Annotated in this window: 28 protein-coding genes and 1 tRNA gene; 10 read left to right on the top strand and 19 right to left on the bottom strand. The window is 65.3% G+C overall.

The features are described 5' to 3' along the window. Positions 1-117: 117 nt before the first annotated feature. The 3 genes from LPW26_RS03275 to LPW26_RS03285 are packed head-to-tail and all read right to left on the bottom strand — an operon-like array spanning position 118 to position 3555. Positions 118-1347 (bottom strand): SAM-dependent methyltransferase, encoded by a 1230-nt coding sequence (locus tag LPW26_RS03275; RefSeq protein ID WP_238732837.1) that lies wholly within the window; start codon positions 1345-1347, stop codon positions 118-120. A 55-nt stretch (positions 1348-1402) separates the two neighbouring features. Further along, a complete protein-coding gene (locus LPW26_RS03280; RefSeq protein WP_238732883.1) occupies positions 1403-2236 on the bottom strand; it encodes a DUF1365 domain-containing protein in 834 nt (277 codons plus the stop codon). Positions 2237-2241: 5 nt separating this feature from the next. After that, the gene (locus LPW26_RS03285; RefSeq protein ID WP_238732838.1) at positions 2242-3555 is read right to left on the bottom strand and encodes an NAD(P)/FAD-dependent oxidoreductase; all 1314 of its coding nucleotides are present in this window, start codon (positions 3553-3555) and stop codon (positions 2242-2244) included. 424 nt (positions 3556-3979) lie between these two features. Between LPW26_RS03285 and LPW26_RS03290 the strand changes: the two genes are divergently transcribed. Genes LPW26_RS03290 through LPW26_RS03310 form a run of 5 tightly spaced genes read left to right on the top strand, consistent with a single transcriptional unit; the run spans position 3980 to position 13818 of the window. Further along, entirely contained in the window at positions 3980-5428 is a 1449-nt protein-coding gene (locus tag LPW26_RS03290; protein ID WP_238732839.1) for an efflux transporter outer membrane subunit, read from the top strand. Beyond that, the gene (locus LPW26_RS03295) at positions 5418-6803 is read left to right on the top strand and encodes an efflux RND transporter periplasmic adaptor subunit (protein ID WP_238732840.1); all 1386 of its coding nucleotides are present in this window, start codon (positions 5418-5420) and stop codon (positions 6801-6803) included. The genes LPW26_RS03290 and LPW26_RS03295 overlap by 11 nt, the downstream gene beginning before the upstream one ends. Positions 6804-6855: 52 nt before the next feature. Continuing rightward, on the top strand, positions 6856-9978 hold the full coding sequence (locus tag LPW26_RS03300; protein WP_238732841.1) for an efflux RND transporter permease subunit: 3123 nt from the start codon (positions 6856-6858) through the stop codon (positions 9976-9978). Then, positions 9978-13085: an efflux RND transporter permease subunit gene (locus LPW26_RS03305; RefSeq protein WP_238732842.1), complete on the top strand. Its 3108-nt coding sequence runs from the start codon at positions 9978-9980 to the stop codon at positions 13083-13085. The genes LPW26_RS03300 and LPW26_RS03305 overlap by 1 nt, the downstream gene beginning before the upstream one ends. Before the next feature lie 4 nt (positions 13086-13089). After that, entirely contained in the window at positions 13090-13818 is a 729-nt protein-coding gene (locus LPW26_RS03310) for a tRNA-uridine aminocarboxypropyltransferase (protein WP_238732843.1), read from the top strand. A gap of 153 nt (positions 13819-13971) precedes the next feature. On the opposite strand, the gene LPW26_RS03315 is transcribed toward LPW26_RS03310, so the two are convergent. From LPW26_RS03315 to LPW26_RS03375, 13 genes are all read right to left on the bottom strand, one after another. Beyond that, the gene (locus LPW26_RS03315; RefSeq protein ID WP_238732844.1) at positions 13972-14316 is read right to left on the bottom strand and encodes a hypothetical protein; all 345 of its coding nucleotides are present in this window, start codon (positions 14314-14316) and stop codon (positions 13972-13974) included. After that, entirely contained in the window at positions 14316-15308 is a 993-nt protein-coding gene (locus LPW26_RS03320; protein WP_238732845.1) for a L,D-transpeptidase family protein, read from the bottom strand. Before LPW26_RS03320 ends, LPW26_RS03315 begins: the two co-directional genes overlap by 1 nt. Before the next feature lie 205 nt (positions 15309-15513). Next, positions 15514-15587, bottom strand: a tRNA-Cys gene (locus tag LPW26_RS03325). Positions 15588-15652: 65 nt separating this feature from the next. Further along, positions 15653-16978: a hypothetical protein gene (locus LPW26_RS03330; protein WP_238732846.1), complete on the bottom strand. Its 1326-nt coding sequence runs from the start codon at positions 16976-16978 to the stop codon at positions 15653-15655. A 471-nt stretch (positions 16979-17449) separates the two neighbouring features. After that, complete coding sequence (locus LPW26_RS03335) at positions 17450-17728, bottom strand: hypothetical protein (protein ID WP_238732847.1); 279 nt, start codon at positions 17726-17728, stop codon at positions 17450-17452. Positions 17729-18179: 451 nt separating this feature from the next. Then, positions 18180-18488 carry a hypothetical protein gene (locus LPW26_RS03340; RefSeq protein WP_238732848.1) on the bottom strand — a complete coding sequence of 103 codons (309 nt, stop codon included), beginning with the start codon at positions 18486-18488 and terminating at the stop codon, positions 18180-18182. 220 nt (positions 18489-18708) lie between these two features. Beyond that, the gene (locus LPW26_RS03345; protein WP_238732849.1) at positions 18709-19110 is read right to left on the bottom strand and encodes a hypothetical protein; all 402 of its coding nucleotides are present in this window, start codon (positions 19108-19110) and stop codon (positions 18709-18711) included. Next, positions 19110-19301: a hypothetical protein gene (locus LPW26_RS03350; RefSeq protein ID WP_238732850.1), complete on the bottom strand. Its 192-nt coding sequence runs from the start codon at positions 19299-19301 to the stop codon at positions 19110-19112. Before LPW26_RS03350 ends, LPW26_RS03345 begins: the two co-directional genes overlap by 1 nt. Next, positions 19298-19564 carry a hypothetical protein gene (locus tag LPW26_RS03355; protein ID WP_238732851.1) on the bottom strand — a complete coding sequence of 89 codons (267 nt, stop codon included), beginning with the start codon at positions 19562-19564 and terminating at the stop codon, positions 19298-19300. The genes LPW26_RS03350 and LPW26_RS03355 overlap by 4 nt, the downstream gene beginning before the upstream one ends. A 124-nt stretch (positions 19565-19688) precedes the next feature. Continuing rightward, entirely contained in the window at positions 19689-20447 is a 759-nt protein-coding gene (locus LPW26_RS03360; protein ID WP_238732852.1) for a hypothetical protein, read from the bottom strand. Between the two features lie 10 nt (positions 20448-20457). Further along, on the bottom strand, positions 20458-20877 hold the full coding sequence (locus tag LPW26_RS03365; protein WP_238732853.1) for a hypothetical protein: 420 nt from the start codon (positions 20875-20877) through the stop codon (positions 20458-20460). A gap of 9 nt (positions 20878-20886) precedes the next feature. Further along, a complete protein-coding gene (locus tag LPW26_RS03370; RefSeq protein WP_238732854.1) occupies positions 20887-21150 on the bottom strand; it encodes a helix-turn-helix domain-containing protein in 264 nt (87 codons plus the stop codon). Positions 21151-21160: 10 nt separating this feature from the next. Next, a complete protein-coding gene (locus LPW26_RS03375) occupies positions 21161-21436 on the bottom strand; it encodes a hypothetical protein (RefSeq protein WP_238732855.1) in 276 nt (91 codons plus the stop codon). Positions 21437-21522: 86 nt separating this feature from the next. On the opposite strand from LPW26_RS03375, the gene LPW26_RS03380 reads away from it, so the two are divergent. Beyond that, on the top strand, positions 21523-22014 hold the full coding sequence (locus LPW26_RS03380) for a hypothetical protein (RefSeq protein ID WP_238732856.1): 492 nt from the start codon (positions 21523-21525) through the stop codon (positions 22012-22014). 109 nt (positions 22015-22123) lie between these two features. Here the strand turns inward: LPW26_RS03380 and LPW26_RS03385 are convergent, their stop codons facing one another. Together LPW26_RS03385 and LPW26_RS03390 are read right to left on the bottom strand one after the other, a co-directional pair. Further along, a complete protein-coding gene (locus LPW26_RS03385) occupies positions 22124-22747 on the bottom strand; it encodes a hypothetical protein (RefSeq protein ID WP_238732857.1) in 624 nt (207 codons plus the stop codon). After that, positions 22744-23370, bottom strand: coding sequence for a S24 family peptidase (locus tag LPW26_RS03390; protein WP_238732858.1), 627 nt, complete (start codon positions 23368-23370; stop codon positions 22744-22746). Before LPW26_RS03390 ends, LPW26_RS03385 begins: the two co-directional genes overlap by 4 nt. A 279-nt stretch (positions 23371-23649) precedes the next feature. On the opposite strand from LPW26_RS03390, the gene LPW26_RS03395 reads away from it, so the two are divergent. Continuing rightward, positions 23650-24045, top strand: a complete 396-nt coding sequence (locus LPW26_RS03395; protein WP_238732859.1) for a hypothetical protein — start codon at positions 23650-23652, stop codon at positions 24043-24045. Between the two features lie 41 nt (positions 24046-24086). Here LPW26_RS03395 and LPW26_RS03400 read toward each other — a convergent pair whose 3' ends face one another. Continuing rightward, positions 24087-24386 (bottom strand): hypothetical protein, encoded by a 300-nt coding sequence (locus tag LPW26_RS03400; RefSeq protein ID WP_238732860.1) that lies wholly within the window; start codon positions 24384-24386, stop codon positions 24087-24089. A 98-nt stretch (positions 24387-24484) separates the two neighbouring features. On the opposite strand from LPW26_RS03400, the gene LPW26_RS03405 reads away from it, so the two are divergent. Genes LPW26_RS03405 through LPW26_RS03415 form a run of 3 tightly spaced genes read left to right on the top strand, consistent with a single transcriptional unit; the run spans position 24485 to position 25264 of the window. Continuing rightward, a complete protein-coding gene (locus LPW26_RS03405) occupies positions 24485-24712 on the top strand; it encodes a hypothetical protein (RefSeq protein ID WP_238732861.1) in 228 nt (75 codons plus the stop codon). After that, positions 24709-24879 (top strand): hypothetical protein, encoded by a 171-nt coding sequence (locus tag LPW26_RS03410; protein ID WP_238732862.1) that lies wholly within the window; start codon positions 24709-24711, stop codon positions 24877-24879. The genes LPW26_RS03405 and LPW26_RS03410 overlap by 4 nt, the downstream gene beginning before the upstream one ends. Before the next feature lie 49 nt (positions 24880-24928). After that, positions 24929-25264 carry a DUF6948 domain-containing protein gene (locus tag LPW26_RS03415; protein ID WP_238732863.1) on the top strand — a complete coding sequence of 112 codons (336 nt, stop codon included), beginning with the start codon at positions 24929-24931 and terminating at the stop codon, positions 25262-25264. Positions 25265-25484 lie beyond the last annotated feature (220 nt).

The following is a 25484-nucleotide window of genomic DNA, read 5'->3' on the forward strand; positions in this document are numbered from 1 at the left end:
GATGTCCGAAAGCATGCAGGTCGGTTGCGGGCCCTCAACCTAGGAGAGGGGAAGGCGCGAGACAAGGCACGCTGCCGCATTGTCGTGCAGCCGCGCCGTGCGTGGTGAACGCTGCGATCAGTTCGTTTTTGCGAACACCACCTGTCGGACGTCGATGTTCCCGGAGAGGAAGCCGGCCTCGCAATACGCCAGATAGTACTCCCACAGCCGGCGGAAGCGATCATCGAAACCGAGCGGCGTCAGCGTCGGCCACGCCGCACGAAAATTGTCTCTCCAGGTCGCCAGTGTCTTGGCATAATCTTCCCCGAAAATGCGCTCGCGGATGACAGGCACGCCGAATTTCTCGCCGAGGGATTTCAGGATCTCGGGTGACGGCAGCATGCCGCCCGGAAACACATAGCGCTGAATGAAATCGACCTCGCGGCGGTAGGCTTCGAAGAAACGATCCTGGATGGTGATCGCCTGGATGCCGACCAGCCCGCCGGGCAGCAGCCGGTCGCGCAGTTGTGAGAAATATCGCGGCCAGAACTGCTCGCCGACCGCCTCGATCATCTCGATCGAGGCGATCCGGTCGTAGCGGCCGCGCTCGTCGCGATAGTCCTGCAGTTTGATCTCGACCTTGTCGGCGAGACCGGCGCGCTGCATCCGCTCCTGGGCGAAATCGCGCTGCTCCCTGCTGATCGTCAGCCCGACGACGTGCGCATCGAAATTTTTGGCGGCGTATTCGGCGAAGCCGCCCCAGCCGCAGCCGATTTCCAGAACCTTCTGTCCGGGCCGCAGATCGATCGCCTCGGCGAGTCGCTGATATTTGTTGATCTGCGCGGCGGTGAGGTCGTGGGTGTGGTCCTCGAACAGCGCCGACGAATAGGTCATGCTCGGATCGAGCCAGGCCGAGTAGAAGGCGTTGCCGATGTCGTAGTGGGCGTAGATGTTCTTGCGGGCCTGCCGCTTGGTGTTGCGGTTGAACCAGTGCCGCATCATCTGGACGAACCGCATCAACGGGTTGTCACCGAGCATCGCCTGGATCAGCTCGTGATTGACGCAGAACAGATAAAGGAACTGGGTCAGATCCGGCGTATCCCAGTCGCCGGCGAGATAGGCTTCGGCGATGCCGATGTCGCCGCCGTTGATCAGCCGGGCCGCGAACGCGTAATTATGCAGCCGCATCTCGGCGACAGGGCCAGGTTCGGCGCCGCCCATCCGGAAGCGGCGGCCATCGGGCAGTGTGACATCCAGCGTGCCGCGCCGCAGCCGCGCCCCGAAGGCCAGCGCCATCCGCACCACGCGGGGAAGCCCCACAAGTTTGGCGTCGGCATTTTCGGGAGTTAGCGTCACGAACTCAGGCATTTCATTCCCATCGCAGGCGCCCAAGGCGCACCGATGGACGCGCCGGGCTCACACTTTAGGGAGTATAAGCATCGCGCGGGCGCGCTGCAAAGCCGCTCGATGGCGGCGCCGGCGGCCGCGGCACCAGCCGCGCGCCTTTGATCCACAGCCGCAAGGCTTGCCAATGGATCGCCGCCATCACCTTCATGGTCATCAGCGGCAGCGCCAGGAAGGACCTCAGCAGCGACGCCGTCGACAGCGTCTGGCGGCGGCCGCTGAAGGTGGCGGAGAGCAGCGGGCCGGAGGCGTCGGTCTCGAGGATACGTAGCTTCACCGCATCGCCTGGCGGGGTGATGCGGAAGTGATAGCGCATCGCCATCTCGATGAAGGGCGAGACGTAAAACAGTTTGTCCTGAGCCTGCCGCAGCCCGGCGGGGGAGAGTTCACCGGGGCGCACGGGCAGCACATAGGAGTGGATATCCCCGAAGGTGTTGCGCACCTCGTAGACCACCAGCGCCAGCGCCCCATTTGCCGCGTAGCAGAAATACACCGACAACGGATTGAAGGTGTAGCCGAGCAGCCGCGGATATGTCAGCAGCAGCACGCGTCCACCGGTGAGGTCGACGCCCTCGGCGTTGGCGCAGCGATCGATATAGCCCCGCAGCGACGCGCCGTCGCGCTCGCCGTGGTCCTTCTCGTAGAAGCTGTACAGCGCCCGTCGGTTGACGCCGAACAGCGGCGTCATCTTGTCGGCTTCGTCGAGCCGGTCGAGGTCGACCAGCAGCGACATCACCCGGTAATTGAAGCGATGGCCCATCGGCTTCAGTCGCGCATGCATCACCTCGCCGACATAGAGCGCGGCCGGCGCATCGCCGGCCGTCGCTGCTGCGGTGTCGGCTCGAAGTTGCATCATGCTTATTCCGCCGCCTGGCTGAATTCGGTCGGCGGTCCGCGCCACGGAACCGGCGCGCCGAGGTTTTCCGCCACGGTGAGGCCCGAGCGCAGACCGTCCTCGTGAAAGCCATAGCCCGTCCAGGCGCCGCAGAACCAGGTGTTGCGCTGACCCTGGATCTCGCTGAGCCGGCGCTGCGCGGCGAACGCCTTGGCGGTGTATTGCGGATGGTCGCAATCGTAACGACCGAAGGTCAGGGCTGGATCGGGCGCGAACGGCGGGTTCAGGCTGACGAACAGCGGCTTGTCTTCGTCGATTCCCTGCAGCCGGTTCATCCAGTAGGTCACGGCGACGTCGTTGACCGGCGAATGCGCGCGCTGCCAGCGCAGGAAATTCCACGACGCCCAGGCGTGCTTGCGCTTCGGCATCAGCCGCGGGTCGCGGTGCAGAAAGACGAGATTAGGCGCATAGCCGATGTCGCCGAGGATCTCGCGCTCGTCCTCGCTCGGATCGCTCAGCATCGCCAGCGCCTGATTGCTGTGCGCGCCGATCACGACGTGATCATAGACGTCGGTGTGACCGAGGCTGTCGCGGACGATCACGCCCTTCGGCGTGCGCTCGATGCCGGTGACGGCAGCGCCGAGCCGCAGACGGTCGCCGAACGTTTCCGTCAGCTTCTCGACATAGCGGGCGCTGCCGCCTTTCACCGTGCGCCAGACCGGACGTTCATAGTGCAGCAGGCGGTGATTGTTGAAGAAGGCGACGAAGTTCTCGGCCGGGAAATCGAGGATCTCGTGCGCCGGCGCCGACCAGATCGCGGCGCCCATCGGCGCCAGATAGTCGGTCAGCAGCCGCGGCGCATATTTGCGGCTGCGGAAATAATCGCCAAGCGACAGGCCGGCGAGGGCACCCGACTTGAAGTCGGCGACGCTCTGCTCGTTGAAGACCAGGATGTGCCGCAGCATCTTCAGATAGGACGGCGACAGCAGATTGCGGGGCTGGGCGAACAGACCGCGCGCGGTCTCCAGCCAGTTGGAGCCGCCACCCTTCCATTCGAATCGGCCGCCATCGGCCGACATCGCGAAGCTCATGCAGCTTTCGACGGTCTCGACGCCCAGATAAGCGAACAGGGCGGTGAGCTCGGGATAGTTGAGCTGATTATAGACGATGAAGCCGATGTCCACCGGGATCGTGGTGCCATCATAATCGACATCGACGGTGTGGCTGTGACCCCCGGGACGCAGCTCGCGCTCATAGACCGTCACCGGGTATCGCGACGACAATGCCCATGCGGCGGCATTGCCTGCGATTCCCGTTCCCACAACTGCAACGCGCATTCCAAGGCCCCCTCAGCCCACCACTGGTTCCCGAGCTACGACGGGCCTGCGTTGGAGTTTCAGCACGCTCGGTAATGAGCAACGCTTGCGGGCAGGGTCGATTCACAGCGGCAACGATCGGATGAAATCTTCGTAAGCTTTGCTATAACTCGCGAGCGCGTCAAGTTGGGAAAAACCCGATGGAATAAGGCGATCCGGTTACTCCCAGCGCGAAATGGCGGCCTGCGGCTGCCGCATTCTGTCAGCCGGATTGCGACCGACAGCCCTGTGCGCGGTGCAAATGCGCAGCTAGAATAGACTAGGGGCTTCAGAAAGCGTTTTCCGTGATTGGGTTGCGAGTGATTGGCAGAAAGCATCGTCGGCCGTACTGCACGGCGCGGGGTGCGTGGCGATACGCCGCGCCCGGCGAAGGATCGCGGCCGGCATGACTCCAGCCTCGCGCATTTTCGGCCGATCCTTACGGATGATGGCGGCGTCGGCGCTCGTCGTGTCGGCGGGCGGCTGCATCCTGACCAAGGATCTGCCTGATCCGGCACTCGACGTGCCCAACCGCTACAAGGCGGCCGCCACCACCGCGATCGACCGGCCGCCGGCGCTCGACTGGTGGCGCGGCTTCCGCTCGTCCGAGCTGACGCAGCTGATGGAAGAGGCGCAGACCGTCAATCTCGACATCGCCGCCGCCACCGCGCGCATCCTGCAGGCCGACGCCCAGGCGCGGATCACCGGCGCGGCGCTGCTCCCCTCGATCAGCGGCAGCGGCAGCGGCTCGCAGAACAAGACCTCGGGCAGCAACATCACCAACACCACGATCGCCGGCCGGCGCTATGCGACCTATTCGGCGTCGCTGAGCGCCAGCTATGAGATCGACTTCTGGGGCAAGAATCACGACGCCGCGCTGGCGGCGGAGGAGACCGCGACCGCGAATCGATTCGACCGCGACACCGTCGCGCTGACCACGATGGCGAGCGTCGCCAACGCGTATTTCCAGGTGCTGGCGTCGCAGGACCGCATCCGCACCGCGCAGGAGAACATCGCCAGCGCCGAGCGCATTCTGGGGGCGATTCGGCAGCGGCTGGCTGCCGGCACCGGCAGCGACCTCGATGTCGCTCAGCAGGAGAGCGTGCTGGCCAATCAGCGCGCCGCGGTGCCGCCGCTGCGAGTGACGCTGGCGCAGAACATGAACACGTTGGCCACGCTGGTGGCGCGGCCGCCGGAAAGCGCCAAGATCGTCGGTGGTTCGCTGAACAGGCTCGGCTCGCCGCGGGTGACGCCTGGGCTGCCGTCGGATCTGCTGACCCAGCGGCCGGACATCCGCCGCCAGGAGGCGCAGCTGGCGTCCGCCACCGCCAATGTCGGCAGCGCGCGGGCGCAGTTCTTTCCGACCATCCAGCTCACCGGTCAGGGCGGCTATCAGAGCGCGGTGCTGGCGTCGCTGTTCACGCCGCAGGCGACGTTCTCCAGTCTGGCGGCGGGCCTGACCCAGCCGATCTTCGACGGCGGCCGCATCCAGGGCAATTTCGATCTGACCAAGGCGCAGCAGGAGGAGTTGCTGCAGAGCTATCGCAAGACCGTGGTGGCGGCGTTCGCGGACGTCGACAACGCGCTGGAGTCGATCAAGCAGAACACCGAGCGGCTGAGGCTGCAGCGCGCCGCGGTGGCGTCGTCGCGTCGTGCCTTCAATCTCGCCGAGCAGCAACTACGCGCCGGCACCGCCGACATCGTCACTGTTCTCAACACTCAACTGACACTATTTACAGCTGAAGATACGCTGATCCAGACGCAGCTTGCGCGCTATCTGGCGATCGTCAGCCTGTTTCAGGCACTCGGGGGCGGCTGGGAGCCTAGGATGGAAAGACCGGTCAATGCTCTTTAAGCCGGACTCGAACGACGCGTCCGGTACGATTACCGGCGCCAAGCCGCCAATTGCGTCGCGGGCACGGCGGCGACTGGTGTCGCTGTTGGTGACGGCGATCATTCTGGGCGGCCTCGGCTACATCGCCTGGACCGCGTTTCAGACCAAACAGCCGGCCGCGCCCGGTCGCGGCGGCCCGCGCACCGACATGGCGGTGCCGGTGCTGGCGGCGACGCCGAAGGTCCAGGACGTGCCGGTGTATCTCGACGGCGTCGGCTCGGTGAAGGCGCTCGCAACCGTCACGGTGCGCGCCCAGGTCGACGGCAAGCTGGTCGCGGTGAACTTCACCGAAGGCCAGGACGTCAAGGCTGGCGACGTCGTCGCCGAAATCGACCCGGCGATCTATCGGGCGCAGTACGATCAGGCGGTGGCGAAGAAGGCGCAAGACGAAGCGCAGCTCGCCAACGCCAAGATCGATCTGACGCGCTATCAGCAGCTCGCGGCGTCGAACGCCGGCTCCAAGCAGCAGGCCGACACCCAGAAGGCGACCGTGGCGCAGCTCGAGGCGCAGGTACGCTCTGATCAGGCGGCGATCGACAATGCCGCGGCGACGCTCAGCTACACCAAGGTGGTGGCGCCGATCTCCGGCCGCGCCGGCCTGCGCCAGGTCGACAAGGGCAACATCATCAAGTCCGCCGACACCACCGGCATCGTCGTGCTGACTCAGTTGCAGCCGATCTCGGTGCAGTTCAGCCTGCCGCAGCAGCAGATCGTCCGCGTCAACGCGGCGTCGGCGAAAGGCGCGCTGGCGGTCGACGTGTTCGGCAATGACGGTGTCACCGTGGTCGACACCGGCACGCTGAAAGGCATCGACAACCAGGTCGACCAGACCACCGGCACGGTGAAGCTGAAGGCGGAATTCCCCAATGCCAAATATCAGCTTTGGCCCGGCCAGTTCGTCAACGTCCGGCTCAAGGTCGAGACGCTGAACCAGGTCGTGGTGGTGCCGACCTCGGCGGTGCAGCGCGGGCCGGCCGGGACGTTCGCCTACATCATCGATCAGGACGACGTTGTGCATGCGCAGCCCGTCAAGGTGACGCAGCAGAACGAGACCGAGGCGGTGATCGCCAGCGGCGTGACGGCGGCCGACCGGGTGGTCACCACCGGCTTCGCCAATCTTGCGGAGGGCGCCAAGGTCCGGATCGGCGACAGCAGCCAAACCCCGACCGCCGACCTCGCGCCGCAGAAGCGGCGGCGCGGCCCGCCGGGCGCCGAGGGCCAGAAGGGGCAGGGCGACAACGCTGGCGAGCAAGGCAAGCGTCGCCGCGGCGAGGGCGGCAGCCAAGGCGCTGCGCCGGCCGCTAACGAATCGTCGGGTGCGGCGAAGGCGCCGTGAGCGCCCGCCTTGTCCCGACCGAAGCTGAACCCGCAGTCATGAGGTTGCTTTCATGAGCGTGTCCGAGCCGTTCATCCGGCGCCCGATCGCGACCTCGCTGCTCGGCGTGGCGCTGCTGATCGGCGGCGTGCTCGGCTATTTGTCGCTGCCGGTGTCGGCGCTGCCGCAGGTCGACTTCCCGACCGTGCAGGTGTCGACCCAACTGCCGGGCGCAAGCCCGGACGTGGTGGCGGCGCTGATCACCGCGCCGCTGGAGCGGCAGCTCGGCCAAATTCCGTCGCTGACGGCGATGACGTCGACGTCGTCGTTCGGCGTCAGCCAGGTGTCGCTGCAGTTCGACCTCAACCGCGACATCGACGGCGCGACGCAGGACGTCCAGGCGGCGATCAACGCCGCCGCCGGCATCCTGCCGAAGAACCTGCCGTACCCGCCGACCTACGCCAAGGTGAACCCGGCCGATGCCGCGGTGCTGACGGTGGCGCTGACCTCGACCACGATGTCGCTGCGGGCGATGAGCGACATCGCCGACACCATCCTGTCGCAGCGGCTCGCCCAGATCAGCGGCGTCGGCCGGGTCTCGGTGCTCGGCGGGTTGAAGCCGGCCGTGCGGGTGCAGGCGGATCTCGCCCGGCTGGCCGCCTACGGGATCTCGATGGAGGATCTGCGTACGGCGATCGCCAGCGCCAACGTGTCGGGCCCGAAGGGTTCGCTCGACGGCGCGCAGCAGTCCTACACCATCGCGGCCAACGACCAGATCAACGCGGCCGACGCCTACAAGCCGATCATCGTGGCGTATCGCAACGGCTCGCCGGTGACGATCGGCGACGTCGCGCAGATTCTCGACGGACTTGAAAACAACCGCACCGGCGCCTGGTACCAAGGCACGCCGGCGGTCGTTCTCGACATTCAGCGCCAGCCGGGCGCCAACGTCATCGAGGTGGTCCGCGGCATCCGCGCCGAGATCCCGAAGCTCCAGAAGATCGTGCCGGCCGGCGTCAAGCTCACCGTGGTCAGCGACCGCACCGAGACGATCCGCGCGTCGGTCAACGACGTGCAGTTCACGCTGCTGCTCAGCGTCGGGCTGGTGACGCTGGTGGTGCTGTTGTTCCTGCGCTCGATGCGGGCGACGATCATTGCGGGGGTGGCGCTGCCGCTGTCGCTGATCACCTCGTTCGGCGTGATGTATTTCGCCGGCTTCAGCCTCGACAATCTGTCGCTGATGGCGCTGACGATCGGCACCGGCTTCGTCGTCGACGACGCCATCGTGATGATCGAGAACATCGTCCGCCACATGGAGGACGGTGAGAACCCGATGCAGGCGGCGCTGTCAGGCGCCTCGGAAATCGGCTTCACCGTGATCTCGCTGACGATGTCGCTGATCGCGGTGTTCATCCCGCTGCTGTTCATGTCCGGGCTGGTCGGCCGGATGTTCCGCGAATTCGCGCTGACGCTGACCATCGCGGTGGTGACGTCCGCGATCGTGTCGCTGACGCTGACCCCGATGATGTGCTCGCGGCTGCTCAAGCACGCTCACGAAGAGCGGCAGATCCCCGGCCTCGCCACCATCAGCGGCTGGATCGACCGCGGCGCCGAGGCTTATCACCGCAGCCTGCTGTGGGTGCTGAAGCATCAGCCGGCGACGCTGGTGGTGACGTTCCTGACGATCGCGGCCACGCTGATCCTCTACGTGGTGGCGCCGAAGGGCTTCCTGCCGCTGCAGGACACCGCCTCGATCACCGCGGTGACGGAAGCCGGCCAGGACGTGTCGTTCACCGAGATGCAGGCGCGGCAGAGCCAGGCCGCCGACGCGATCAAGGCCGATCCCGACGTGGTCGGCGTGGTGTCGGTGGTCGGCGCAGGCTCGGTCAACGCCACCCCAAATGTCGGGCGGCTGGTGATGACGCTGAAACCGCGCGGCGAACGCAAGGCCGACGTCTCCCAGGTGATCGAGCGGCTGAAGCAGCGCGTGGCGCCGATCCCGGGCATGACCGTGTACTTCCAGGCCGTGCAGGACGTCCAGATCTCGACCCAGGCGAGCCGCTCGCAATATCAGTACACGCTGACTGCGACCGACGCGGCGCAGTTGTCGGAATGGGCCAAGAAGCTGGTCAGCGAGCTACGTGACGATCCTTTGTTCCGCGACGTCTCGTCGGAGGCGCAGGAGGGCGGCCTGCGGGCCCAACTCGACATCAACCGGCAGCGCGCCGGGCAGCTTGGCGTCAGCATCCAGGCGGTCAACGACACTCTCAACGACGCCTTCGCGCAGCGCCAGATCTCGACGATCTACGGTCAGGCCAATCAGTATCGCGTCGTGCTCGAGGCGATGCCGATCTACCAGAAGGATCCGTCGATCCTGTCGAAGCTTTACGTGCCGGGCAGCGGCGGGCAGGTGCCGATCTCGGCGGTCGCCGAGCTGAAGCGAACTACCGCGCCGCTGTCGATCTCGCATCAGGCACAGTTCCCATCGGTCGCGCTCAGCTTCAACCTCGCGCCCGACGCCTCGCTCGGCGACGCGGTGAACGAGATCAAGGTGATCGAGACGCGGATCGGAATGCCGAGCAGCATCGTCGGCGTGTTCTACGGCGATGCCGCCGAATTCGCGAAGTCATTGTCCGGCCAGCCGTGGCTGATCCTCGCCGCGCTGGTGACGATCTATATCGTGCTCGGCGTGCTGTATGAGAGCTTCATCCACCCGATCACCATTCTGTCGACGCTGCCGTCGGCCGGCGTCGGCGCGATCCTGGCGCTCATGCTGTTCGGGCAGGATCTGTCGGTGATCGGGCTGATCGGCATCATCCTGTTGATGGGCATCGTCAAGAAGAACGCCATCATGATGATCGACTTCGCCCTCGAGGCGGAGCGGCACAAGGGGATGTCGTCTTACGACGCGATCGTGCAGGCCTGCCTGCTGCGTTTCCGTCCGATCATGATGACCACGCTGGCGGCGCTGTTCGGCGCGCTGCCGCTCGCGGTCGAAAGCGGCACAGGCTCCGAACTGCGGTTTCCGCTCGGCATCTCGATCATCGGCGGCCTGCTGCTTAGCCAGTTGCTGACGCTGTACACCACGCCGGTGATCTATCTCGCGCTCGACCGCATCAACCGGCGCTTCGAGCGCGCGGTGCCGCCGGCGACGCCGTCGCCGCCGCTGGCGGGGCCGGCGCGGGAGACGCCGTAATGGCCTCGATGTCCGACCCGTTCATCGCGCGACCGGTCGGCACCACGCTGCTGGCGATCGGGCTGTTCCTGCTCGGCATCGTCGCCTATGCGTTCCTGCCTGTGGCGTCGATCCCCAACGTCGATTTTCCGATGGTGATGGTGTCGGCGTCGCGGCCGGGCGCGGCGCCCTCGGTGATGGCCGCGACGGTGGCGGCTCCGCTGGAGCGGCGGCTCGGCGAAATCGCCGGGCTGGAGCAGATCACCTCGACCAGTTCGCTCGGGACGACGCGGATCCAGCTGCAGTTCTCGCTCGGCCGCAGCATCGACAAGGCCGCGCGCGATGTTCAGGCCGCGATCAACGCTTCGGTCAGCGACCTGCCGACCGATCTGCCGGCACTGCCGAACTTCCGCAAGTTCAACTCCGCGGCGGCGCCGGTGTTCATCCTGGCGCTGACCTCGAAGACGATGTCGGCGAGCGCGATTTACGACGTCGCCGACACCGTGCTGCTGCAGCGGATTTCCCAGGTGCCGGGCGTCGGCGACGTCACCGTGTCGGGCGCCGATCAGCCCGCGGTGCGGATCGCGCTCAACCCGGTGGCGCTGTCGAATGCGGGCGTCGCGACTGATGACGTGCGCAACGCGATCGTCAACGCCAATCCGGTCGGCCCGGTCGGCATCTTCGACGGCGGCCGGCAGAGCGAGACGATCTCCACCAACCGGCAGATGCGGACCGCCTCTGAATTCCGCGACATCGTCATCAAGAGCACGGGCGGCAACACGCTGCGGCTGTCGGACGTTGCCACCGTGTCCGACGCCACCCGCAACAGCCGGCAGATCGCCTGGTACAACAAGCAGCCGGCGGTGCTGATCCAGATCACCAAGCAGGGTGACGCCAACGTCATCGAAACGGTCGACCGGGTGAAGGCGCTGGTGCCGGAGCTGAAGCAGTGGATTCCGGCGGCGGTCGAGATTTCGGTGGTGACCGACCGCACCGGCACGATCCGCGCCAGCGTCGACGACATGCTGTGGACGCTGCTGGCGACCGCCGTGCTGGTGATGGTGGTGGTGCTGACGTTCCTGCGCCGGCTGACCCCGACGATCGCGGCCGGCGTGTCGGTGCCGCTGGCGCTGGCCGGCACCTGCGCCGGGATGTGGCTGACCGGATTCTCGATCAACAATCTGTCGCTGATGGCGCTGGCGATCGCGGTCGGCTTCGTCGTCGACGATGCGATCGTGATGATCGAGAACATGTACCGCAATCTCGAACAAGGCATCGAGCCGATGCAGGCGGCGCGGCTCGGCGCCCGGCAGATCGGGTTCACCGTGCTGTCGATCAGCCTGTCGCTGGTCGCGGCGTTCGCGCCGCTAATTTTCATGGACGGCATCGTCGGCCGGCTGCTGCGCGAATTCTCGCTGACGCTGGTTTATGCGATCGCCGTCTCGACCGTGGTGTCGCTGACCGTGACGCCGATGATCTGCGCACATTTCATCAAAGCCGAGACGTTGCATCGGAAGCCGCGCTGGATCGATCGCGTCGTCGAGGGCACGCTGAACCGGATCGTCGGCTTCTACGCCTGGACGCTGCGCGCGGTGCTGGGCTTCCCGGGCCTGACGATGCTGGTTTTCTTCGCCACCATCGCGCTGACCGTGACGCTCTACGTCAAGGTGCCGAAGGGGCTGTTTCCGATCGACGATTCCGGTTTCGTGATCGGCGCGACCCGGGCCTCGGCCGACACCTCGTTTCAGTCGATGCGCAAGCTGCAGGAGGAGATCGCCGACATCGTGATGGCGGACCCGGCAGTCGCCGGCGTCGGCTCGGTGCTGGGCGGGGGCGGCGGACCCGGCGGCGGAGGCAGCAATCGCGGCACGATGTTCATCAACCTCAAGCCGACCGCGGAACGCCCGGGTGTCGATACGCAGCAGGTGATCGACCGGCTGCGGCGCCAGCTCGGCAACGTCGCCGGCATCCGGCTGTTCATGTTCGCGGCCCAGGATCTGCGTGCCGGCGGGCGGCAGAGCGATTCCGATTTTCAGTACACCATCTCCAGCCCCGATCTCGATTTGCTGCAGAAATGGGCGCCGATCGTCTCCAAACGATTGCAGACGGTCGAGGGCATCACCGACGTTTCCAGCGACCGCGACGACGGCGGGCTCGAACTGACGCTGTCGATCGACCGCAACATGGCGTCGCGGCTCGGCGTCGCGGTGCAGGATATCGACAACGCGCTCAACAACGCATTCTCGCAGCGGCAGATCGTGACGCTGTATACCCAGCGCAATCAATACAAGGTCGTGCTCGAGATCGATCCGAAATTCCAGAACGACCCGACCGATCTGGATCATATCTTCGTTGCCGGCGACAATGGCGCGCAGGTCCCGCTGTCGGCGGTGGTGCACGCCAAACGCGGGCTGTCGCCGCTGGCGGTGTTTCACTCGCAATCGATTCCGTCGACCACGGTGTCGTTCAACCTGCTGCCCGACGTGCCGCTGGCAACAGCGACCGAGAACATCCAGCGCGCGGTCGACGAACTGCACATGCCGGAGGGGATCCGCGGCGGTTTCGAGGGCAATGCCGGCGCGCTCGGGCAGACCTCTAGCAAGCAGCCGCTGCTGATCCTGTTCTCCTTGATTGCGATGTACATCGTGCTCGGCGTGCTCTACGAGAGCCTGGCGCACCCGCTGACTATCATTTCGACGTTGCCGTCGGCGGGGCTCGGCGCGCTGCTGGCGCTGCAAGTGACCGGCACGCAGCTGACGGTGATCGCGTTCGTTGGCATCATCATGCTGATCGGCATCGTCAAGAAGAACGGAATCATGATGGTCGACTTCGCCCTCGAGGCCGAACGCGAGCGCGGCATGTCGTCCGCTGACGCGATCTACGAGGCCTGCATCGTCCGCTTCCGTCCGATTCTGATGACGACGCTGGCGGCGCTGTTCGCCGCGATTCCGCTGGTCGTGGCGGTCGGGCCGGGCACCGAGCTGCGGCGGCCGCTCGGCATCACCATCATCGGCGGATTGTTCGTGTCGCAGATTCTGACGCTGTACACGACGCCGGTGATCTATCTACTGATCGACCGGATGCGACGGCGGCGCGGGCCCGCGCCGGTCGCCGTACCGGCGGAGTAACACAATGGCGACCGATCACGTATCCAACGAGGCGCCGCTCGGCGAGGTGATTCCCGAGTGCGATCGCTGCGGAAAGCCGCTGCCGCTGTGCATCTGCGACAGCGTGGAGCCGCTCAAGAGCCGCGTCCAGCTGCTGATCCTGCAACATCCGCAGGAGCAGGACCGCGCCCTCGGCACCGCGCGGCTCACCGCGCAACATTTCAAGGACGCCGTCGTCAAGGTCGGGCTGTCGTGGCCGAGCTTGTCGAAAGCGCTGGGGCGGACGGTGCACGATCCGTCGCGTTGGGCGGTGCTGTATCTCGGCTCGGCGCGTGCCGCCGACCTGACGCAGGACCGCGAGATCGTCGCGATCGATCGCAAGGGCGAGGCCGAGCCGCATCAGGATGGCATTCTGCGCGACATTGAGGGCGTGATCCTGCTCGACGGCACCTGGAGCCAAGCCAAGGCGCTGTGGTGGCGCAACGCCTGGATGCTGAAATGCCAGCGCGTCATTCTCGATCCGGCGGCGCCGTCGCGCTACGGCAAGCTGCGCAAGGAGCCCCGCCGCGACGGCCTGTCGACGCTGGAGGCCGCCGCGCTGCTGCTCAGCCGGCTGCAGAAGCGCCCCGACATCGAAACCACGCTGCTCGCCGCCTTCGACCGCATGCTGGCCCGCTTCCGCGAGGTCCAGTCCGAGATGCCGGAATTGGCCCCGAAGCCGAAGAAGAAGGACTGGCGGCGGAAGAAGCTTTAGTCGCGCGCCGCGCTTCAAGTCCTTTCCGTCATTGCGAGCGAAGCGAAGCAATCCAGAGGCGCAGTCCACGGCTCTGGATTGCCTCGTCGGTTCGCTCCTCGCGATGACGGTCCGCATGCCGGCCGGCCGGAATAGGCGAAGAGATATTATGGCTCATTGTCCGCCGGTCGTGGCTAAGGCCGCGTACCACTTCGCGTAGGGCGTATTCTTCGCCAAGTGCCGATTGTAGTCAGGCGCGCCGTCGGTCCACCACACAGGACCGCGTTCGCCGAGGTCGCGCTTGGCGGCGTCGACGGCGCGATGCGCGGTTGCTTCGGCAATCTGATCGCCAGAATCCTTTGCGGTCTTTACAGCGCGGCGCGCGCGCATCAGCGAGGAGACCAGAGCCGCCTTATTGGCCTCGGACAGCGACGGGTCGGCGCATCGCCACAGCCGGCCCTTCACCACGAAGTAACGGCCGTCGGGCGTGACCGGGTAGGTGCGCGCCGGCTTGCGCATCAGCGCGCGTCGGTGAACTCGACCGGCGTGCCTTTGCCCACCAGGGCGGCAATCCGTTGCGCGTCCCAGTTGGTCAGCCGGACGCAGCCGTGGGACTCGGCCTTCGACACGTGGCTCGGCTCGGGCGTGCCGTGGATGCCGTAACCCTGTTCGGAAAGGCCGATCCACATCGTGCCCACCGGGTTGTTCGGTCCCGGCTTGATCTCGAACGGTTTTGTCGTCTTCACGCCTTTGAATTTGTAGTCCGGATTGTACCCGTAGGTCGGGTTGGGGCTGACTTCGGTGACCTTCAGCGTGCCGCTGGGCGACGGCTTGTCTTCGCTTCCCACCGTCGCCGGATAGAATGCGATCAGCCGATTTGTGTCGTCGAACGCCTTGACGGTCTGCCGCGTCTTGTCGACCTCGATCCGCTGCGCCTTGACGGTCTCCGGCACCGCCGGGGCGATGTCGATCACCGTGATGGTCTCGCCGGCACGCTTGAAGCGTTGGCCCGGATTGAGCGTCGCGAGCAGCCCCTGGCTCATGTGGAATTTCTCGGCGAGCGCTTCCTGCGCGCTGGTGTAGGCCAGCCGCGGCAGCGACTTCATCGCCTCCAGCTTGGCCGGCAGCTTTTTCAGGAAGGGCCCGTCGACATCCTTCTTGGTCAGCGTATAGCGCGTCAGCACGGGCCGGCCATCGGCCGCCAGTTTCCGCCACAGCTCGTCGGTGACCACGTCGCTGCTCGGCAGTTGCTGCGCCTCGGAATAGGCGCGCAGCGCCTTCTTGGCATTTTCGCCGAGCCGGCCATCGATCTCGCCCGGCGAGAAATGCGCGCGGTCGAGCAGCACCTGCAGGCGAACGACGAGCGGGCTGGGCTCGTCGCCTTCGATCTGCGCGCTGGCCGGTTCGGCCGCGTTGATGGCGTCGGGAGTGAGCTCGGCGGCCCATGCCGCACTTGCGAGGCAGGTCGAGAGCAGGATCACGCCAATGCGCAATCCGAGATTGAATGTCATGCGAACCAAGCCTCCGCGCCGAAGTGGCGGCAGGCTTCAACCCGAAGCAAGGCGTGCTGTTCCCACAGGGGCAACCGCGGCGAGCTGGATCATGGAGAGGGAAGGGATGAGCGTGGCCAAACGCCCGGTCACCGGAAAGCGGCGGCGGCTCGGCTATGGCTGGCGAACGAGGAGAGGGGGTGCGCGGCGGCCGCACGGAGCTGGTTGGAGGCCACGACCAGAATTGAACTGGTGTACACGGTTTTGCAGACCGTTGCGTAACCACTCCGCCACGTGGCCCCAACGGGCCGGACTTCTACATGGGATCAATCGGTTAGGCAACAGCGTTCCGGCGGTTCGAAGGCTCATTCTGAAATGGAAACCGCTGCCCATTCTGAAATGGGCTCCTGGTTTTGTTCTTCCGGCGCGGCGCCGGCGCCTGCCGCGACCCGATATGCGTGCCGCTTTCGGGTGGCCGCAAGGGCGCGCTTTGCGGTACGCTTGGCATATCCCTCGTAAGCCTTTGAGCTGTGCGCCGACAGCGCGCGGCCCTGGCCGTCGGTGAGCTCGGCTTCCTCGAGTTCGGTCATGCCGCCGTGCCGGCATGCGTCGAGAGTGAAGGTGTCGGGCAGGCCAGCGGCCTTTCGGATGCGGCGCACAATGCGGCCCATCGTGAAGGGATCGTGCTTGTCTACCGCTCCCAGCTTGCCGCCGCTGCCTTTGAGCCGGCGCATGACGATGCCGAAACCCAGCTTCGGCACCTTGGCGAGGATCTCCTCGGCTTCCGCGTAGAACAAAACCCGTTCGCCGCCGATTGCCTCCTCGAGCGGGTGCAGCACCATCCGGCCGGTCTTGTGGTGCTCGATCCGGATCTGCGTCGGCGCCGCCGGCGAGCGATAGCCGCCCCACTGGACGAATCCCGCCAGCACGTTCTCCGGCCGCTGCAGCCATTCGAAGCAGATGACGGCCGCGGCGCCCGCCTCCGGATGTCCGGCCGCCACGGCCGTCCAGGCGAAGGTGTAGACCTCGTCGCGGGTCGCTGCCGGCTTCACCTCGCGGACGTAGGACGACGTCGCGACGCCTTCCCACGGGTTCGGCGTGTCGCGATCGAACACGTCCGGATACAGCCGCCGCACCACGCGCCAGGCGTGGCGGCAGGTGACGACGGCCTTGAGGGCGGTCCGCGGTCGCTTCGCCTTGCCGGCGCGCACCGGCGTGTCCCGGATCAGCTCGTAGAGCTTGTCGGCCGCCGCCGGCGTAATCGCCCTGACGAAGCGATCGCCGATGCGGCCGCCCTTCTTGTCGCGCAGGTCGCCGATCATTCGCATCGTGCGCTCGTGGTCCGGCCGGGTGCGCGGCGAAACACGCTCGCGCCAGTCGGTGCTGGCCATGTAGGCGCGGAACAGCCAGTCGACGGTGCCGAACGGCGCGAGGTCCGTTGCCGTCTTCGCCTCGGCGCTGCCGAGTCGTGCCAGATCCCATTCGTCGAACAGGGCGTTGAGCACCGCGGCCTTGCCGCCGCGGCCGTCTTCGCCGCAGGCGTGCCCATAATCGCTGCCGAGGGCCGTGTCGTGGTCCTTGTGAAGGGTGCAGCCCTGCTTGCGGTAGTAGCTCGGAAGCGTCCAGTAGTAGGCCGTGGCGCCGGATTTCAGCGGCTTGGCGGTGACGAAGCGGGGGAGCGGGCGCTCCACGGTCACAGATCCCGCGCGGCGTCCGCCACGGGACCGAAAGGCGATGACGGGCGGATGGCCCGGTCGAGCGTTTCCCTCAGCCATAGCCGGCGGCGGCCCTTCTTGACGTCGGGCTGCGGATAATCGCTCCCGACCCGCCGCAAGAAAGCCTCAACCGACGGCTCTCCGCAATAGCCGGCCGCCAGCTCCGGCGGCATCCGGGCCGGCCAGGTGCCGGGTGGAATCACGGCAGGGCGTACCGGGCGGCTCACCGAGTTGTCTCCGGCCGGATCGGCTGCGCCAATTGGCGCAGCTCCCTCCGCCGGATCCCGGCGGCATTGTCGCGCACAGCCTTGCGGTTGGCCGCTTCGGCGTGACAGGCTGGACAGATCCTCGCCCGCGGTCGGTGCAAGGGCTCCAGGTTGCAGTTCATGCAAAGGCGGGCGCCCGAAGCCGTGCTGCTCTCGTTGGCGATGCCTTCGTGCGTGCGGATCATGGCTGGTGCTCGCGTTGAGTGTAAGTGATCGACTTCGCGCGCAGGTGCGCATCGGCGTGCCAGGGATCTGCGCACCTCCAGTCGGTTTGCTGATATTCCGCGTCGGTGCGTCCGCATGTCCGGCAGCGCTCTTCCCCATTATTTGGAGGAGCAAGCGCCTTCTGTATCTCGGTCAGCAGCGCGTCTGCCGCGGCGTATCGGTCTTTAAAAAACTTCGACCGCGCAATGTCATGTGACGCGTTCACAATGTTGCGGATGATGTGGTCGCGGTTCACGGCTGACTGTCCTTCGGGGTGAGTGCTAGCGACCTCCAAAACCGAAGGCCGGCAAATTTCTCGTAAAGAACTGCCCAGGCGTCGCTGGTTCGCCCGTGCCGAGCGCATTCAATCTGCGGTACGCGGCACCCGCAGACTATGCAGTGCGGCGTCAGCGATCCGAGACCTTCGCCGGGCTCGTACATCACCGTTCGGCATCCTTCCGAGTGATCGCTAATAACTTCTCCTTCGCAGTCTTTACGGTCGCGGCTGGATCATCGCCTTCCACGTCCAGGATCGACTCTCCCGCAAAGTCAGTTATCCTAACCGCCCACAGTGGCTCCTCTGGCCGCAGTCGTCCTTTTGCGAGAACCCAGAAAACGTCAGGCGGCAACTGATCCAGCTCAGCTGCGGCAACTGCGAGATTAGACTGGCTCGTCGTGTTCACCCCTGCGAAATGATTGAGGTTGGCTTAGGTCCCCGGGTACAAGTACATCTTGGCAGTATCGTCCCACACCCGGCACGTATCAGGCTCTTGAGGTAGTCCGCCAATCGCTCTGATTGCATTCGCGGCGCTTCTACCAAGCGTGACATGCCGAGTTTCGGCGCAAACTCGATATGCCGCTTGAGCGGTCTCGTTGAACACGAATGAGAGGCGATCTCGCAAAATAGCCTCAAGTTCGTCAGCCGTTACCAGCATCATATCTGGTTGATCTGCCGGGCTAGTCCGGTCCGGGAGTTCAGACACTTCCTCGATGATTTCACTGATGATCCGGTCCATGTTCACTCCTGGCTAACGAACGTTGACGACGTGTAGCGGTGCGCGCCGCACTTCTCGCACCGCCACATTGCTGTGGTGTTCCGACCGCGTCTGGTGGCGGACGTTTGTTGCCACTTGTGCCGGCAACGCCTCGCGCCAGCCGGCCGGTTCTTCATGGCGTCAGCAATCTTCGTGGCTCTCATCGTTCGTGCTCACGCTGAGTGAGTGCGAGTGTGAGTCGTCAGCTCTCCATCGCCTGGATGTTGCCGGCGGGCGGCGCGGTCCGATCGTCTTCTCGCGACCGGTGCGGAGCGGGCGCCAGGTTGGTGGCGGCGTAAGCGATGCATTCGATCGCCGCAGCTGCGGCGAGGCGGTTGACGGTGCTGGAGAGGTCGGCGCCGTTCAGCTCGGCGCGCCGGCGCATGACGTAGCCGTTCGCGAGCTCCATGCGTGCGCGCTGGCGTTCGCGGACGGACTTGCGCACGGCGGATGGGCGACGCAGGCCTGCGGCATAGATGCGCGCCTTGATGGTGCTGAGGCGATGGCGCGGTAGCGCGGCGATCAGCTCGGCGTTGCTGGCGTCCCGCTTTGCCAGATCCGGCAACAGCTTCAATTCGTCCGGGGTCCACTTCGTCGGGCGCATCAGCGTTGCTCCGTCGTTCTGGCTGCGTCGATGGACGGGCGGCATGGCGGCGCTTCGGCGTTGGTGCGGGTGATGGTGTGCGCCGGGGGCGTCGCCGGCTGCAGCCTGTCGATCAGTTCGTAGCGTTCGGTGAGCGGCAGGCCGCGGCTGATCTGCCAAGCGTGCAATGCGCGGTGATCGGCCGGGGTCATGATTTCACCTTGGCGAGGATGACGCCGTTGGCCTTGAGCGACTGCACTGCCTGACTGCAGCCGTGCCCGCCAAGCCAGGTGTAGCGACGGATCGCGTCTTCGGCGGCGATGTCGTCGAGCGTGATAGGCGCGTCCGATGCGTCGATCAGCGCGAGACCATCGGTGCGCATCGCCGTGAAGGCATCGTCGACGCGTGCGAGATTGCTGCCGAGCTTGATCATGGCGGCAGCAAATTGTTGGTCCGGGGGCGTTCTGGCGATCACCGCTTCCTCCCGCGTTTGAAGTCGAACGGCGCGGCCAGCACCAGCGCAGCGAGCGCCATTGCAGCCAGCTGGATCGTGGCGAGGTTGAAGAGTGTTTCCTGAGAGAACATCGCGACCTCCGTTGCTACGCGTCGTCGCGCGGCGCCGGCGGCGCGGGTGATGGTGTGGCTTGCGGAGTGGGAGCGCTTCCGTGCGCCTCGGAAACATCGGGCGCGATGCCGGCACAGCGCATGCGGTCGCGCCACTCGTCGTGCCACTCGCGGAGCTTCGCCAGGGTTGCGGCCTGCACCTTGAGCGTGGCGCGGATGTCGTCGCAATTCGTCGTGCTTGCTGCTGTGCGGGTGTCGGTCTCGTGCGAAGTCGGCGATAGTGCAATAAGCGCGGCTTTTGCCCCATTCTCGGCGGTCAGTCTGCGAGGGAGTATCAGGCTCTCACCTTGGGCGGGAGCGGGCGTAGCCGGCGGGTCCATCTCGTCAGCGAGCTTCCGCAGGCGCTCCGCTTCGTCCTTCAGGAGTTCCCCAAGAAGACGTGCGCGCTCACTACCGGTGATGGATGCCCGCTCGGCTTGCTCACTAATCGCCGACGTCTCGTCAGGGGAATGAGAGTCCATGCTGCTCATGACCGTAGCGATGCGCCTGGCCTGGATGACGCGGGCCGACGCGAGGATCGGCGGCGCGCCGCCGCCTGCTTCGATCGCTTCGAAATCATCGGGCTGGCTTGCCGGACGGCCGGCCGCCTGGGGCGGATGATCGTAGAGCTCGGTGATTTTGCAGTCCGGTGTCGGCCAGACGGTCGGTTTCTGCAATACGAATTGTTCCGCACCGCTTGCGTAGGTGATCAGCCATCCGATCGGACTATGCTGGTGGGGTGTGTTGGTGTTCATCTTCGTCCCCTTACTGACAGCTGCCACGGTCGATCGTGACGGTGTGCCTCGCGATCTCATTGGCGCTGTTCGATATGCGCTGATTGATAAATTCGACCAGGTTTCGGACCATCATGAGCGTGATTGCGCGGGTCACCTTGCCACCCGGTCTTCCGCTCTCGGTGTCGCCGGCTCTCCCTTCGGCAAAATCGCAGATGATGTCGGACAGCAGCATGCAGAGACCTGCGGACTGCAGATCGACGTCGGTCCGACGATTGATCTCGCGTGCGGTCGCGATGCTTAGCTGCTCGTTGATTGCGAGGAACAGGCGGATTTGAACGCCGCGTGCGGTGTCTTCGTTGGCCATCGGAGCAACAGAAGCTGCCGCTTCCTTACAGGAAGCGATGACCTGATCGATGTCGATGTGCTGATAGGATTTGCTGGTGCTCATCGCCGCCCCCTACACGCTGGCCGGCAGCAGGTCGGCGGGGGCGGTGCGGAGATGGCTGGCGATGCTCACCAGCCGCGAGGCGGCGATGCGATTGGCTCCGGCCTCGTATTTCTGCATCTGCTGATAGCTGACGCCGATCGCGGCGGCGAGGTCGCACAAGCTTAGGCCGGCGGCATGGCGCCGTGCCCTGAGGAGACGGCCGATCTGACGATCGATATCGCCTGGGGACCTGCTGGAGGGCTGGTCGGCGGCCGGAAGCAAAAGGTTCGACATTGCCACCCCCCTAGGCCGTCAGGCCGGCAAGCGACTGCGCCAGCTCGCGGGCGGCAGCGGCGTGCGCGTCGATCTGCGTGGACGTCCAGCCGAGCAGCGCGAGGTCGTCGCGGGTGATGCCGCCTTCGCGCTGGCTGGCCTGGCGCATATCCTCGGCCATGCGCTTGACAGCTGCGCTGCTGGCGAGGCTGGCCCGCGCCGGGGTCAGGGCGCTGTCGATCAGTTTGGACACGGCCGCATAGGGCGGGGCCGGGCGGCGGACGCCAGGGCGAGGGAAGCGACGCATGGTGATTTCCTTGCTCATGTTGCTGGGACTGGCGAGCGGGCATGCCGCATGGCATGCTCGCCCCGATTGAAGGATGGGGAGGTCAGATGAGGAGGGTGATTGTGTTGGGAGTCGTGGCAGCTTCGCTTGCGACCGGCTCGGCGCGTGCTGATTACGATGAACGGGTCATTGGCGATTGGGCTGCCTCTGCCAAGGAGGATCGTTTCGGCGATGGCGGCACTTACGTCGCTGTCACCGCCGAAGACACGATGGCACTGGCGGTTCGGTGCCTGCAGAAACAGCTGTCGATCGCTGTGATCTATCTCGGTGACAACCCGAACGAAGCGTCGCCCGGCGGCGTCTTCAAATTCAAGCTGCGGGTGGATAAGCAGCCGGTCGTCGAAACCCTCGGCACTGCGATGAGCGGTCGCGCCATCCAGCTCAAGACCACATCTGCAATGGTGAGCGCGATGCGAGACGGGAAGGAGCTTGGGCTGCGTATCGAAAGTAACCGTGGTGTGGTCACCACCAAGATCTTTCCGATCCGCGGTGCGCGGAAAGCCTTCGCCGACCTCAGTAATGAATGCCCACTGGAGTGAGTTTCGAAAGAGGAGTTGTCTCGCCATCGGAGCGTCCCACGTGAATTTCACGTGAAACAATACTATGCGTTTCGCATAGGCGCGTCAATGCGAAACGCATAATTCTCGTTCAGGTTTTCGTTGGTCTGTTTTTAAGGGCGTCGATGAAGCGAGGCGCGGCGGTGTCGAGCTCCTTGAAGGTCAGGCTTTGCTTGATCCATTTCGCTCTCAGACAATAGGGACGTGCGCTTTGCCGCTCGTTTGACCGCGCGAAGCTCCCGTCTGCCGATGCGACTATGTCCCATTGTGTCGGACTATAGGTCAGGGATGCATCTGCCCCCTTCAATGGACGGCCGGTTGATTTGACAACCCTGTGCACGGACAAGCGCAGGCAGCCGAGTTCGTCTGGGCCGAGTTTGAGGACCATCCCTGTTAGGGTGACGGTCTCGATGACCTTTCCGCGAACTTGCTCGAGCGACGTGTAGGTCGGATGGCGAAGTGCTGGCAGGATGTAAGTCTCGGTGCCGGCTTCATTTAATTGCATTTTCGAGGCGGTGAAAACTTTCGCTTGGCCGGCCGTGAGGCACTTTGCGCGAAGCATTCCGTTCGGCAGAACTTGGAGAGGGAGGATGTCTCTCGTCGATCCGGGTGCGCTTCCGCCGAAGTAGGTCACGCGAAGTATCTCGCCAGTGTCGATCGCCGCGCGGAAGCGGTGTAGGAGTTCATCTTCGGGCTTGCCAGGGGCAGCGATCATCGGGGCACGAGGTGCTTGACCTTCGCTGCCCATTCAATCCTGGCATCGAAGATCGGCGGCTCTGTTTGGGAGAGTAGATGGAAGTGGCCCTTCGTCCGGCTCTTCTGTAGTTTCTTGATAAGGATGCGGCCGTCATCCAGGCCGACCACGCAGAGTTTATTGATGAGGTCCGTCGTCACGGGGCGCCGGACGTCGTCATAAAAGACCAGCCAGCGATCGAAGAAGGTGCCCAGGCTGTCCCCCCGGATCTCGACTGCGACAGTCGAATCCGATGACCCGTCCGGCGCATTGACCTCGTCAAGCTGTCCATCCTCGCCAAAGAAGTGCGTCTCGGCGCCGGCCCCGACATAGCCGACCAGCGGCACGACGTTGGCTGGCTCGGCGCGGGCCTGTTTTGGCCGGGCAGGGCCTTTTCCGCCGACCAGCCAATCCAGCGAAACTTTGAAGAAGTCTGCGTATCGCTTGCCGGACCTCGATAGGCCGCGGCTTCCGTTCTCGTGGGCGAAATAGGTCGGCAGCGGGATGCCAAGCGCCTCGGCGGCGTCAGCCGCGTCGGCGAAGCCGGCCTCTTTTCTGGCCTGCTGCAAGCGTTCAAAGGGCTCTTTCATCAATGCAATATGCATAGGAAAAATATGCGTTAGGCATTGACCCTTAATATGCGAAACGCATAGTGACGTCATGGACGCTCATATGATTCGCGATGCCAGGCAGAAGGTCGGCGAAAGCCAAGCGGCTTTCGGAGAGCGGTTCGGCGTGGATCAAAGCACTGTTCACCGCTGGGAGACCCAAGGGCCTCCTAACCGTGGGCCGGCGCGGAAGGCGCTGGAGCGCGAGCTTGCTGAAATCGTGGCCGCTAAGGCGGACGCCACGTCTGACGTATCTCAATCGGAACAGGCCGCTTCATGAGCACGAAACGAGCAAAATCGCACAGTTCCGTCAAATCAGCGCTCCGCACATCTGACGGTAAAAGCCGTCAACATTGTCGGTCGATTTCCGCCATCATGCGGGAATTGCGGAAGATTTTCCCGAGCAAAACCGGCCTGAACATTCGTCGGTTTACCAAGGTTTCCGACCGCACCGCGGAGCGCTGGCTGAGCGGGGAGAGCGAGCCGAGCGCGAGCGCGCTGGTCGATCTGCTGCGGAGCGAGATCGGCCGCGAGGTGCTGTTCGCCGCGATGGGCGATGCTCGGCCCGAGTGGTTCTCCAAATACGCCAAGCAGCTCGACCTCAATGATACCCGCCGTCGCGCCAAGGAGTTGCTGCGGCTCGCAGAACAGCAACAAGACGAGGTGCTGTGATGCGCAGCCTTCCTCTCCCCAGCGCAACGGTCGTCGTCGGCTCACTTCGTCTTGATGGCGGCCTTGTAGGCGGCCTCGTTGGCGAAAGTCATGCGTGCCTCGGCGTCGACATTCAGGCGGCGGCCGCGGCACCAGGCCACGAACTCATCCGGATTGATTACGGCGCGGACCACGATCGTTCCGCTGCTTTGGCCGGTGCGCTCCACTTTGCGGGCGAGCTGCTGCCAGTCTTCGAAAGTGGCGGGCAGCACATGCGCATCCTGCATCACCTGAAGGATGCGGTCATAGCTGTCGCGTTCGTACCAGGGGATTCCCATGGCTCGGATGGGCTGGGAGGTCATCTTCAATTCCTTTCGTCGGTTGGTGTTGCAACTGCCGACGATAGCCGAGTCGGGGGTGGCGAGTTGCCCGCCGCTCCCGGCTCGGAAGGCGGTGCCCGATGATTGCGGCTCTGCAGGCTATCGCCGCAGGCGCGCTGATCGTTGTGGCGCTGGCCCTCGGCGTCGCCACGCTGCTGCGCGTCAAGCCTCCGACGCGCCGCGCCGATGATCCCGCCGCCGATCCGCGCGCCGAGCCTTACGGCGAGTGCCCCGGCTTTCCGCGCGAGACGCTCGAGCAATTTGATGTGGCGCGGCTCCGCCGGGCAGAGCGGGGCGCCGGCCGATGAGCGCCGCCGACGCCGCCTTTGACATGCTGTCCGTCCTGCACCCGGCCTTTGCGTTCGGCGTGATCGTGTTCGTGGCTTCGGCCCTGTCGACCGCGTGCGAGCTGATCGGGGCGGCGATCGGCGATCTCGTCGAGGCGGGCGGCGGGCGGGGGATGTATCGCAACTAATCACCGGATCGCGCGCCTCGGCGATGTCCAGGGGCAGGAGAGAAGACCGATGATCAACCATCCGAACCGCAAGAAGGCCGAAGGGAAGTCAACCGAAAGCTCGGCGCCCGACAAAGAGCGGGCTGTGCTGGTTACTACGCAGCATCGCGGCGTATTCTTTGGTTACGCGACCGACGTGCAGGGCAACATCATCAACCTGCGGGCCGCGCGCAACTGCCTGTATTGGTCCGCCGACGTGAAGGGCTTTGCTGGCCTTGCTGCGACCGGTCCGAGCAAGACCTGCCGTGTCGGGCCGGCGGTCGATCTGCAGCTGCGCGACATCACCAGCGTCGCGCTGGTGACCGATGCCGCCGTTTTGGCCTGGGAGGCGGCGCCGTGGAAGTAACCGAACTCAGACTCGTCCGGGGCGCAGCCCCGGACACCGTTTTGAGTAGCTCCGGCTACGGCGACGGCTACGGCTACGGCTCCGGCTACGGCGACGGCTCCGGCTCCGGCTACGGCTACGGCTACGGCTCCGGCTACGGCTACGGCTACGGCGACGGCTCCGGCTACGGCTCCGGCTCCGGCTCCGGCGACGGCTACGGCTACGGCTACGGCACCGACTA

Origin of the sequence: Rhodopseudomonas infernalis (genome assembly GCF_022271405.1) — a bacterium.
Classification (GTDB): Bacteria; Pseudomonadota; Alphaproteobacteria; order Rhizobiales; family Xanthobacteraceae; genus Rhodopseudomonas; species Rhodopseudomonas infernalis.

Excerpts from the sequence above, each read along its gene's own strand:
- LPW26_RS03405 (WP_238732861.1), top strand. The coding sequence starts at position 24,485 with ATGATTGCGGCTCTGCAGGCTATCGCCGCAGGCGCGCTGATCGTTGTG.
- LPW26_RS03275 (WP_238732837.1), bottom strand. The coding sequence starts at position 1,347 with ATGCCTGAGTTCGTGACGCTAACTCCCGAAAATGCCGACGCCAAACTT.
- LPW26_RS03280 (WP_238732883.1), bottom strand. The coding sequence starts at position 2,236 with ATGCAACTTCGAGCCGACACCGCAGCAGCGACGGCCGGCGATGCGCCG.
- LPW26_RS03350 (WP_238732850.1), bottom strand. The coding sequence starts at position 19,301 with ATGACCCCGGCCGATCACCGCGCATTGCACGCTTGGCAGATCAGCCGC.
- LPW26_RS03390 (WP_238732858.1), bottom strand. The coding sequence starts at position 23,370 with ATGCATATTGCATTGATGAAAGAGCCCTTTGAACGCTTGCAGCAGGCC.
- LPW26_RS03400 (WP_238732860.1), bottom strand. The coding sequence starts at position 24,386 with ATGACCTCCCAGCCCATCCGAGCCATGGGAATCCCCTGGTACGAACGC.
- LPW26_RS03385 (WP_238732857.1), bottom strand. The coding sequence starts at position 22,747 with ATGATCGCTGCCCCTGGCAAGCCCGAAGATGAACTCCTACACCGCTTC.
- LPW26_RS03365 (WP_238732853.1), bottom strand. The coding sequence starts at position 20,877 with ATGAGCACCAGCAAATCCTATCAGCACATCGACATCGATCAGGTCATC.
- LPW26_RS03300 (WP_238732841.1), top strand. The coding sequence starts at position 6,856 with ATGAGCGTGTCCGAGCCGTTCATCCGGCGCCCGATCGCGACCTCGCTG.
- LPW26_RS03290 (WP_238732839.1), top strand. The coding sequence starts at position 3,980 with ATGACTCCAGCCTCGCGCATTTTCGGCCGATCCTTACGGATGATGGCG.
- LPW26_RS03345 (WP_238732849.1), bottom strand. The coding sequence starts at position 19,110 with ATGCGCCCGACGAAGTGGACCCCGGACGAATTGAAGCTGTTGCCGGAT.
- LPW26_RS03295 (WP_238732840.1), top strand. The coding sequence starts at position 5,418 with ATGCTCTTTAAGCCGGACTCGAACGACGCGTCCGGTACGATTACCGGC.
- LPW26_RS03320 (WP_238732845.1), bottom strand. The coding sequence starts at position 15,308 with ATGACATTCAATCTCGGATTGCGCATTGGCGTGATCCTGCTCTCGACC.
- LPW26_RS03305 (WP_238732842.1), top strand. The coding sequence starts at position 9,978 with ATGGCCTCGATGTCCGACCCGTTCATCGCGCGACCGGTCGGCACCACG.
- LPW26_RS03395 (WP_238732859.1), top strand. The coding sequence starts at position 23,650 with ATGAGCACGAAACGAGCAAAATCGCACAGTTCCGTCAAATCAGCGCTC.
- LPW26_RS03315 (WP_238732844.1), bottom strand. The coding sequence starts at position 14,316 with ATGCGCAAGCCGGCGCGCACCTACCCGGTCACGCCCGACGGCCGTTAC.
- LPW26_RS03310 (WP_238732843.1), top strand. The coding sequence starts at position 13,090 with ATGGCGACCGATCACGTATCCAACGAGGCGCCGCTCGGCGAGGTGATT.
- LPW26_RS03370 (WP_238732854.1), bottom strand. The coding sequence starts at position 21,150 with ATGTCGAACCTTTTGCTTCCGGCCGCCGACCAGCCCTCCAGCAGGTCC.
- LPW26_RS03415 (WP_238732863.1), top strand. The coding sequence starts at position 24,929 with ATGATCAACCATCCGAACCGCAAGAAGGCCGAAGGGAAGTCAACCGAA.
- LPW26_RS03285 (WP_238732838.1), bottom strand. The coding sequence starts at position 3,555 with ATGCGCGTTGCAGTTGTGGGAACGGGAATCGCAGGCAATGCCGCCGCA.
- LPW26_RS03410 (WP_238732862.1), top strand. The coding sequence starts at position 24,709 with ATGAGCGCCGCCGACGCCGCCTTTGACATGCTGTCCGTCCTGCACCCG.
- LPW26_RS03360 (WP_238732852.1), bottom strand. The coding sequence starts at position 20,447 with ATGAACACCAACACACCCCACCAGCATAGTCCGATCGGATGGCTGATC.
- LPW26_RS03340 (WP_238732848.1), bottom strand. The coding sequence starts at position 18,488 with ATGGACCGGATCATCAGTGAAATCATCGAGGAAGTGTCTGAACTCCCG.
- LPW26_RS03375 (WP_238732855.1), bottom strand. The coding sequence starts at position 21,436 with ATGCGTCGCTTCCCTCGCCCTGGCGTCCGCCGCCCGGCCCCGCCCTAT.
- LPW26_RS03380 (WP_238732856.1), top strand. The coding sequence starts at position 21,523 with ATGAGGAGGGTGATTGTGTTGGGAGTCGTGGCAGCTTCGCTTGCGACC.